This is a genomic window from Streptomyces sp. NPDC048275 (assembly GCF_040652275.1).
GTDB lineage: Bacteria > Actinomycetota > Actinomycetes > Streptomycetales > Streptomycetaceae > Streptomyces.
Window position 1 is genome coordinate 1 of sequence record NZ_JBEZLR010000213.1, and the last position, 4,277, is coordinate 4,277.

General features: G+C 73.3%; 2 protein-coding genes. Both read left to right on the top strand.

Annotated elements, in window-relative coordinates; all coding sequences use genetic code 11:
* Positions 1-2,735, top strand: a 2,735-nt coding sequence (locus AB0D57_RS47240) for a type I polyketide synthase (RefSeq protein WP_362088694.1), incomplete at its 5' end; no start/stop codon positions are given.
* Between the two features lie 25 nt (positions 2,736-2,760).
* On the top strand, positions 2,761-4,277 hold a 1,517-nt coding region (locus tag AB0D57_RS47245; protein ID WP_362088695.1), incomplete at its 3' end, for a beta-ketoacyl synthase N-terminal-like domain-containing protein.

The following is a 4,277-nucleotide window of genomic DNA, read 5'->3' on the forward strand; positions in this document are numbered from 1 at the left end:
CACACGTCAACGGACACCCCGTCACCTGGCCCACCCACGGCCACACGCTCCCCCTCCCCACCTACGCCTTCCAACGAGAGCGCTACTGGCTGGACGCCCCCGAGCGGTACGGGGACGCTTCCCGTTTCGGGCTCTCCCCGCTCGGCCATGCCCTGGCCGACTCCGCCCTGGCCGTGGCTGCCGACGGTGGTCTGCTGCTCACCGGCCGGCTCGCGCCGGACGACCCGTTCTGGCTGGCCGATCATCTGGTGGGCGAAGCCGTCGTGCTGCCGGGCGCCGCCTTCGTCGAGCTCGCCCTGGCGGCGGGCGACCAGGTCGGCTCGGGGCACCTCGAAGAGCTGACGGTCGACACACAGCTTGTCTTCGCCGATACGGCCCCGGCGCAGATCCAGGTGCGCGTGGGAGCGCGGGACGAGGCGGGCCTGCGAGCTGTCAGCGTCCATTCACGGCAGGGCGACGAGCTGCCCTGGACGCAGCACGCCCGAGGTGTGCTGTCCGAAGCCTCGACCGACGGCACCGAGCTGGTCGCCTGGCCGCCGCCGGGCGCCGAGCCCCTGGATGTCGACGGGCTCTACGACCGGCTGAGCGCCGCCGGGCTCACGTACGGGCCTGTTTTCCAGGGCGTACAGAAGGCCTGGCGGGACGGTGACCACCTGTATGCCGAGGTCACCCTGCCGGACGGTACCGAGACCGAGGGGTACGCCCTCCACCCGGCGCTGCTCGACGCCGCACGGCATGTCGCCGAGGCCGCGGCCCAGGAGCCGCAGGCGCGGCTTCCGTATGTCTGGCACGGGGTGAGCGTGCAGGCGGCCGGGGCCGGAGCGCTGCGGGTGCGGCTGACGGCGACCGGGGCGGACTCCTTCGTGCTGGCCGTCGCCGACCCGACGGGCGCGCCGGTGGCCACGGTCGGCTCCGTCACGCTCAGGAGCGTCGACCCGGACGCGCTCGGTGCCGGCCGGTCGGCGGCCCAGGCCCTGTACGAGCTGGAGTGGACCACCGTGCCCGCCCCGCCTGCCGAGTCCGCCGGATCGGGTGAACCGCCCGCCGACGTGGTCGTCGTACGGGTCGAGCCGGACGCCTCGGCGCGTGAGGCCCTCTATCCGGTCCTGGACGCGGTGCGGGACCGGCTGGACGGAGCCGGGGACGGGCGCCTCGTGGTGGTCACGCGGGGAGCGGTCGCCGCCGCCGGGGAGGACGTGCCCGCGCCGGGCCAGGCCGCGGTGTGGGGCCTGATCCGGACGGCGCAGAGCGAGACTCCCGGACTGTTCACCCTGATCGACCATGACGGGAGCGCAACGTCGGAGTCTGCGCTCGCGCATGCGCTGACCCTCGGCGAACCCCAACTGGCGCTGCGCGAGGGGGCCGTACGGGTTCCGCGGCTGGTGCCGCGGTCCGCGCCGGACGCTGCCGTGTCGCGCCCGCTGGACCCCGAGGGCACCGTGCTGATCACCGGCGGCACCGGGCTGCTCGGCGGCCTTGTGGCCCGGCGTCTGGTCGCCGGGCACGGAGTGCGGCGGCTGCTGCTGGTCGGGCGGCGCGGGGCTGATGCCCCGGGCGCCGCGGAGTTGGCGGGCGAGCTGGAAGCGGCGGGGGCGTCGGTGACGTTCGCCGCCTGCGACAGCGCGGACCGTGTCGCACTGCGCAAGGTCGTGGCGTCCGTACCGGCAGCGCATCCGCTGACCGCGGTCGTGCACGCGGCGGGTGTGCTGGACGACGCGACCGTCGGGGCGCTGACCTTGGAGCAGTTCGAGAAGGTTCTGCGGCCCAAGGCGGACGCCGCCCTGCTGCTGGACGAGCTGACGCGTGACGCCGATCTGGCCGCCTTCGTGCTGTTCTCCTCCACCGCCGGTGTCCTGGGGTCGCCCGGGCAGGGCAACTACGCCGCGGCCAACGCCCTGCTGGACGCGCTCGCACAGCAGCGCCGCGCTCGCGGGCTGGCCGGCACCTCTGTCGCCTGGGGGCTGTGGGCGCAGGCCAGCGCCATGACCGGCCATCTCGGCGAAGCCGACCTGGCCCGGATGGCGCGGGGCGGTCTGACTCCGCTGGAGACCGAGCAGGGGCTGTCGCTGTTCGACACCGTGCTGCGCGAAGGCCCTGGGCTGGTCGTCGCCGCGGGGGTGAATCCGGCGGCGCTGCGGGCGCAGGCCGAGCTGGGTGCCCTGCCGGTGCTGCTGCGCTCTCTGGTGCGCGGGCCGGTGCGCCGCCGGGCCCAGGAGGCGGCCGCGGTGGACACCTCGGCACTGCACGAGCAGCTGACCGGCAAAACCGAGGCCGAGCAGATCGCCGTACTGGTGGAGCTGGTGCGTTCGCAGGCCGCCGCGGTGCTCGGACACCGCTCCGTGCAGCAGATCCAGGCCGAACGGGCCTTCCGGGAGCTGGGCTTCGACTCGCTCAGCGCGGTGCAGCTGGGCCACCGGCTCGGTGCCGCCACCGGCCGCAAGCTCTCGACGACTCTGGTCTTCGACTATCCGACGCCCACCGCGCTGGCTCACCATCTGCGCGAAGAACTCGCTCCCGCCCCGGTCGACGCGCACAGCGCGCTGCTGGCCGAGCTCGACCGCCTTGAGGCTGCCCTCGACATGGCCGGGACGCACGCCGACGGAAGTGGGCAGATCGCCGCCAGGCTGCAGGCGCTGGCCCGCAAGTGGAACGACGGCCCCGACGAGGGCGACCTCATGGTGGCGACGGACGACGAACTGTTCGACGTTCTCGACGACGAACTCGGCTTGGCCTGACTTTCCCTCTAGGAGCAGAAAAACAATGTCGAACGAGCAGAAGCTTCGCGACTATCTCAAGCGGGCGACGGCCGAGCTGCGTCAGGCGAACCGACGGCTGACCGACGCCGAGGACCGCGCGCACGAGCCCATCGCCATCGTGGGCATGAGCTGCCGCTACCCGGGCGGGGCCGAAACCCCCGACGCCCTGTGGCGGCTGATAGCCGACGGGGCCGATGCCATCACCACGTTCCCCACCAACCGGGGCTGGGACCTCGACGCCCTGCACCACCCCGACCCGGACCACCCGGGCACCTGCTACATCACCGAGAGCGGCTTCCTGCACGAGGCGGGCAGCTTCGACCCGGCCTTCTTCGGGATCTCGCCCCGTGAGGCCCTGGCCATGGACCCGCAGCAGCGGATCCTGCTGGAGCTCGCCTGGGAGGCGTTCGAGCACGCGGGCATCGACCCGCAGACCGTGCGCGGCCGTCGGGGCGGTGTCTTCGCCGGCGTGATCCACCAGGAGTACGTGCCGCACTCCCACTCCGAGGCCGAGGGCCTGGAGGGTTTCCTGCTCACCGGTACGACCAGCAGCGTCGCCTCGGGCCGGTTGGCGTACATCTTCGGTCTGGAGGGCCCGGCCGTCACGCTGGACACCGCGTGCTCGTCGTCGCTGGTGGCGCTGCACCTCGCGGTGCAGGCGCTGCGCAAGGGCGAGTGCGAGCTGGCGCTGGCGGGCGGGGTGACCGTGATGGCCACCCCGGCGCCGTTCATCGAGTTCAGCCGGCAGCGCGGACTTGCCAGGAACGGCCGGACCAAGGCGTTCGCCGCGGCGGCCGACGGTACGAACTTCGCCGAGGGCGCGGGCCTGCTGCTGGTGGAGCGGCTGTCCGACGCCGAGCGCAACGGGCACCAGGTCCTCGCGGTGGTCCGGGGCAGCGCCGTCAACCAGGACGGGGCGAGCAACGGGCTGACCGCTCCCAACGGTCCCTCCCAGCGGCGTGTCATCCAACAGGCGCTGTCGGATGCGCGGTTGAGCCCGCAGCAGATCGACGCCGTCGAGGCGCACGGCACCGGCACCCAGCTCGGCGACCCGATCGAGGCGCGCGCGATCCTCGAGACGTACGGCCAGGACCGCCCGTCCGACAAGCCGGTCTTCCTCGGCGGCGTCAAGTCGAACATCGGGCACACGCAGGCCGCGGCCGGTGTCGCGGGCGTCATCAAGATGGTCATGGCGATGCGCCACGGCCTGCTGCCCAAGACCCTGCACGTGGACGAGCCGACGCCCCGCGTGGACTGGTCGTCGGGAGCGGTGTCCCTGCTCACCGAGGCCCGCCCCTGGTCCACCGAGGGCCAGCCCCGTCGGGCCGCCGTCTCCTCCTTCGGTATCAGCGGCACCAACTCGCACGTCGTCCTGGAGGAGCACGTCGAGGAGCCTGCCGAGGCGGAGGCCCCCGAGGCTGCGGCGGGTCCGCTGCCGTGGGTGCTGTCCGCCAAGAGCCTGCCCGCCCTGCACGACCAGGCCGCACGCCTGCACGACCTGATCACCGACCAACCCGAACT